The sequence below is a fragment of the Dolichospermum sp. LEGE 00246 genome, from assembly GCF_015207865.1.
Taxonomy (GTDB): domain Bacteria; phylum Cyanobacteriota; class Cyanobacteriia; order Cyanobacteriales; family Nostocaceae; genus Dolichospermum; species Dolichospermum heterosporum.
In genome coordinates this window covers 1-5392 of sequence record NZ_JADEWA010000378.1, presented here as the reverse complement: position 1 = coordinate 5392, position 5392 = coordinate 1, and the positions used below count along the sequence as shown (strand labels likewise).

Sequence of the window (5392 nt, the reverse complement as noted above, 5' to 3'; positions counted from 1 at the left end):
TGCTCCAAAGAGCCTCCTTGCGGGTAATGTTAGCTAGATGCCTCCGGCACGCTGGCGCGAACGACAATGTTAGAGGTCGGTAACTATCTTAAAAGCACTGGTTTAACCCTTAAGCCTGTTTAACTTTTAAGTTCTAGAGCAGGGAACTAGCTACGCATCCTCTGGTAGGTCTTTAACTCTTACCTCTAACGTAGTTCGGTTAAGAACTGAGTCTGGTCAACTAGGCTTTTACAAGCCCTCACTTACCCGAAGGGAAGTGATGGGTGGTTGACTTTTCTGTTTTCCATACTCAAAACGGTTGGGACATAAGTAGGTGAACACAATAAAACCAATCTATGTAAAGAAAAGTAAAATAGCCCAAACCCTCTTCACTTTTGCCTTTTGCATGAGTGCCTCTTGCCTTGCCATAACGACGATTTTCAATGCTAACCTACTTAGACTTTTGCAAAATTATGAAAAACTTAGTAGTTCGTCAAATTTATTTTGACGGGTAATGATCAGAAAAAACTTCTGTTCTTCCCTTCCCCCTGCCTCTCTTCTCCCCCTGCTTGTCTTCTATTGGCTTCCACACCCGCCAGGGAATGAATTCCCTGTCTGATAGCTCAAGTCCGTTTTAACGGACTACTAAAGCAGTGCGAAAGTCAAAACTAAACACGGGTGAGATTTAAATTGCCAAATGACAAAGAACCCAGATGTGTAGGGGTAAAGCAAGAGCTTCATTGGTGTCAACTTAAGCTCAAATCCCTACCACATCTCGTTCCTAGTCTCTGACTAGGAATGCAGTTGATGAGGCTCTGCCTCTAATATTATTGAAGGCAGAGCCTTTTAGAATTCATTCCCAGTCAGAGACTGGGAATGAGGTGAAAAATTTCCGGTTTATTTAGTCATCTTCAGATGACTTCTGCTATTAGACTGGGAATATGGCTAACGCCACGCTACGCTATCATTCCCAGGTGGGCTAAGTAGGTGAACACAATAAAACCAAACTGTGTAAAGAAACGTAAAATCGCCCAAACCCTCTTCACTCTTGCCTCTTGCCTCTTGCCTTTTGCCTTGCCATAACGACAATTTTCAACGCCAACCTACTTAATTCTTGATTCCTAACTTTTGATTATTTGCAATTTACCATTTTTAACTAGTTTAAATTTTGTCCCTCGCCATTCAATAGTATTACCAAAAAATCCACAACACCAAATTATAAATCTCACTATATCCGCAACAGGAATCAGCCAAAAGAATTTTTTAGTAACTGCGTCATTGAGAAGTTTTACTCCTATTACCCAAGCCATAATCAAGCGCATTAGCAAAGTGATGGAGAAAACTAAGCAAGAAAAAATAGAACCACTGCTAGTTATTAATAATAGTAAACTAGAAACTGTGCCGAAAGTAAATATTAAGCCGATATAACCCCAAGGACGAGAAACACGAATACAACGCGCCCAACGAATTTGGCGATTGATAGAATCTAATAAACTACTATGTCCTAATCCGTGTTCGACGATATAGTTAGATAATACTACTTTGTCACCTGCTTGGGTTGGTAAATAGCCGAGTTGATAATCATCTGCTAAATAATCAGCTACAGCGGCAAAACCGCCAATTTTTGCTAATGTGGTTTTACGCATGACAATAGTTGAACCCAAAGCGAACTTTATTCCCTCTAATTGTTTACTAACTAAAATACCCGGTTGAAAGTCTGTGGCTGTACAAATAGCTTCTAAAATCGTGGCTATTCCTTCGGCTGTAGAACGATATAAACAGGTGACAACACCGACTTTTTGATCTTGTAATGGTTGAATAACTGTTTGCAAATATTCTGAACTGACACGAATATCACTGTCAGAAATGAGGAAAATATCATGTTTGGCGGTGGTAACAGCATTAGCTAAGTTACTAATTTTCAAATTAGCACCGATAATATGATCTTTCACCACTAAACTAATATCTATTTCTGGAAATTGTTGAATTAGTTTCTCAACTACTTCTATACTAGGGTCTGTGGAACTGCGGACACTAAAAATAATTTGATATTGGGGGTAATCTTGTTGACAAAATGAAGCTAGGTTGGCGTAAGTCCCCTTATCAACACCACATAGGGGTTTCAGGATAGTGACAGGGGGATGGAAATCGGGGTTTATGGGAGGAGAGTCCCGCAAAAAAGCTATCGCTGTATAAACCCCATAGGTGTAAAATAAAACGGCTGATAAACAGAATATCAACATAAGCAGGGGAAATAGTTTTCCTAATGACTAATAACTAATGACTAATAACCAATGAATCTAATTTACTTTCTTTTGCGTTCTTCTTGGACAATGGTAGCGATCGCTATTATCACAGGTTTTTTGAGTGGTGGTAGTAGTGCGGGATTAATCGCCTTAATTAGTAGTGCAGCGAGTAAAAGCAATGCTGCACCTCTGACAACTATAGCCTGGGGGTTTGTCGGTTTAGTCACCGTGGCCTTAATTACCGGCGTAATTTCCCAAATTATGTTAATTCGCTTATCTCAAAATGCCGTTTTGCAATTACGAATGCAGTTAAGTCGGCAAATATTAGCATCGGAATTAAGTCATTTAGAACAATTAGGAAATCCTCGCTTATTAGCCACTTTAACAGAAGATGTCCAAGCAGTGGCTAATGCTGTTTATGTCATTCCCTTTTTATGTATTGATATATCAATGGCTTTAGGCTGTTTATTATATATAACTTGGTTATCTTGGTTAGTATTTATCATGGTAGTGGTTTTAATGATTGCGGCTATTGCTAGTTGTAAATTGTTATTAGATAAGGGAGAAAAATTATTAGCTTTAGCCCGTGAAGATCAAGATAGTTTATTTAATAATTTTAGCACGATTACAGCCGGCATTAAAGAATTAAAACTACATTATCAACGCCGGCAATTTTTCCTGAGTAATCGTTTAGAATCCACAGCCAGTAGATTTAAAAATCACAATGTTCAAGGTTTAACCTTGTTTGCGACAACTGCCAGTTGGGGTAAACTCATATTTTTCTTTGCCATTGGTTTTGTTCTCTTTATTTTACCACATTTATTCGCCATTGATGCCGAAACTTTATCTGGTTACATTCTCACCTTTACTTATTTAATGTTACCTATGGATAATATTTCCAATAACTTACCATTAATTAGTAAAGCCAGCGTTGCCTTACAAAAAATCGAATCTTTAGATTTATCTTTAGCCAGTCGGGCGGAAATTGCCACAGCACCACCTCATGCTCTCACAAATTGGCACAGTTTACAAATGATAAATGTTACTCACACTTATTATACAGATAAAGAAGATAAAAGCTTTATTCTCGGTCCAATTAATCTTACCCTTTACCCCCAAGAATTAGTTTTTATTGTGGGAGGTAATGGTAGCGGTAAATCGTCTTTAGCGAAATTAATCACTGGGTTATATATTCCCGAACAGGGCGAAATTATTTTAGATGAAACTTTGATTACAGAAAATAACCGCGAATGGTATCGGCAACATTTTTCTGTAGTATTTTCTGATTTTTATTTATTTGAAGAATTGTTAGGATTAGAAAATAATCATAACTTAGATATTCAAGCCCAAAAATATTTAGAGAAATTACAACTTGATCATAAAGTTAAAATCGAAAATGGGCAACTTTCCACCACTTCCCTTTCCCAAGGACAAAGAAAACGCCTCGCATTACTCACAGCATATTTAGAAAATCGGTCAATTTATCTATTTGATGAATGGGCGGCTGATCAAGATCCATTATTCAAAGATATATTCTATACTCAATTACTGCCAGAATTAAAAGCACAGGGAAAAACAATTTTAGTAATTAGTCATGATGATCATTATTTTCATTTAGCCGATAGAATTATTAAATTAAACTATGGTAAAATTGAATTTGATAAACTCCCACAAACTTAAAAAATCAAGACCTACGCAAAATATCTCTCAAACCCTCTTTCTCTGCGTCCTCTGCGCCTCTGCGGTTCGTTTTCCCTAATAAATTAAAATTGTGAGGAATTAATCATGACAGAAGCTAAAAACGTACTGGGAACAAAATTAGAAATTTGCTGCACTTCTCCCATGACTGGATTTTACCGTGACGGGTTTTGTACCACAGGTGGACAAGATATGGGAATGCACGTCGTTTGCGCTCAAGTCACAGAGGAATTTTTGCAATATACCAAATCCCAGGGTAATGATTTGAGTACACCTGCACCTTATTTTGGTTTTCCCGGCTTAAAACCCGGTGATTGTTGGTGTTTATGCGCTGCAAGATGGCAAGAAGCTTTAGAAGATGGTGTTGCACCGACCGTAGTTTTAGAAGCTACCCATGCTAGGGCTTTAGAAGTTTGTAATTTAGCAGATTTGCAAAAACATCGGGTAATTCGTAATGAGGAAAATGGTTAATAATTATTAATAAATATAGCATTTGTAGGGTGTGTTAGGCAAAGCCGTAAGGCACACTAAACCTTCAAAATCAGCGAACGGACAGATTTCATTCTAGATTTAAGCAACGAATTTAGGTATTTCCAGCCATCGTGAGATAGAATTCCATCAAGCCCAAAATGGCGCATTCTCGTAAATACACAAAATGTCAGATTTTAGAATGAAATAATCCTACTAATCACGCAAAACTAATTCGGAAAGTAGTTGATAAGTGTATTCGTTTAGAGGAAAAACAACCGACTACTTCTAATGAAGGATAATGCAAAATGCAAGAATATGAATTCACTCTAAAATTCAAACTTCCCAACCCTGTTACTGATCCTGAGATGTACATTGAAGTCCTTTATGAATCAGGCTGTGATGATGCAATTATTGGTATTGGTATGAAAGGTTTTATTGGACTTGATTTTATTCGTGAGGCATCATCTGCGTGTGAGGCGATTTCCAGTGCAATAAAAGATGTAAGAAAAGCCATTCCACAAGCAGAACTTATAGAAGCTTCACCTGATTTTGTTGGTATAACAGATGTTGCAAAACTTCTAGGATGTTCGAGACAAAATATCCAAAAATTACTATCAAAAAGTAATTCAAACCTTCCTTTAACTGTTTACGAAGGATCGCAATTGGTCTGGCATCTTTTTGAAATTCTTACTTGGTTGATTGAGTCTAAGGATTATAATATTGATCAATCTCTGTTAGAAATTGCTAAAACCACGAGGAATTTAAATTTTATCAAAGAGTCCCAAAAGTTAGATCATGAGATGCAAAAACAATTCCAAGAACTCGTTTTTTCTAACAATATGTAATATCTATGAAAATACTGACACCCGATGGAAAAACCGTGATTTCTGGTTCACTTGACAAGACTATCAAAATCTGGGATTTAGCAATGGGAAGAAAAAGATAAAATTTATTTTATTTTCGCTCGTCTTCCCTATCAAAAATCCCATAGTGGCTTG

Annotated in this window: 5 protein-coding genes; 4 read left to right on the top strand and 1 reads right to left on the bottom strand. The window is 37.1% G+C overall.

Annotated elements, in window-relative coordinates; all coding sequences use genetic code 11:
• Positions 1 to 1100: 1100 nt before the first annotated feature.
• A complete protein-coding gene (gene hpnI / locus IQ228_RS20195) occupies positions 1101 to 2222 on the bottom strand; it encodes a bacteriohopanetetrol glucosamine biosynthesis glycosyltransferase HpnI (protein WP_027401528.1) in 1122 nt (373 codons plus the stop codon).
• A gap of 51 nt (positions 2223 to 2273) precedes the next feature.
• Here hpnI and IQ228_RS20190 point away from each other — a divergent pair, with 51 nt between their 5' ends.
• From IQ228_RS20190 to IQ228_RS27475, 4 genes are all read left to right on the top strand, one after another.
• Positions 2274 to 3905 (top strand): cyclic peptide export ABC transporter, encoded by a 1632-nt coding sequence (locus tag IQ228_RS20190; protein WP_193964152.1) that lies wholly within the window; start codon positions 2274 to 2276, stop codon positions 3903 to 3905.
• Positions 3906 to 4010: 105 nt separating this feature from the next.
• Positions 4011 to 4394, top strand: a complete 384-nt coding sequence (locus IQ228_RS20185) for a DUF2237 family protein (protein WP_193964150.1) — start codon at positions 4011 to 4013, stop codon at positions 4392 to 4394.
• Between the two features lie 305 nt (positions 4395 to 4699).
• The gene (locus IQ228_RS20180; protein ID WP_193964148.1) at positions 4700 to 5239 is read left to right on the top strand and encodes a DNA-binding protein; all 540 of its coding nucleotides are present in this window, start codon (positions 4700 to 4702) and stop codon (positions 5237 to 5239) included.
• Positions 5240 to 5244: 5 nt separating this feature from the next.
• Positions 5245 to 5340: a hypothetical protein gene (locus IQ228_RS27475; RefSeq protein ID WP_370566917.1), complete on the top strand. Its 96-nt coding sequence runs from the start codon at positions 5245 to 5247 to the stop codon at positions 5338 to 5340.
• Positions 5341 to 5392: the final 52 nt, after the last annotated feature.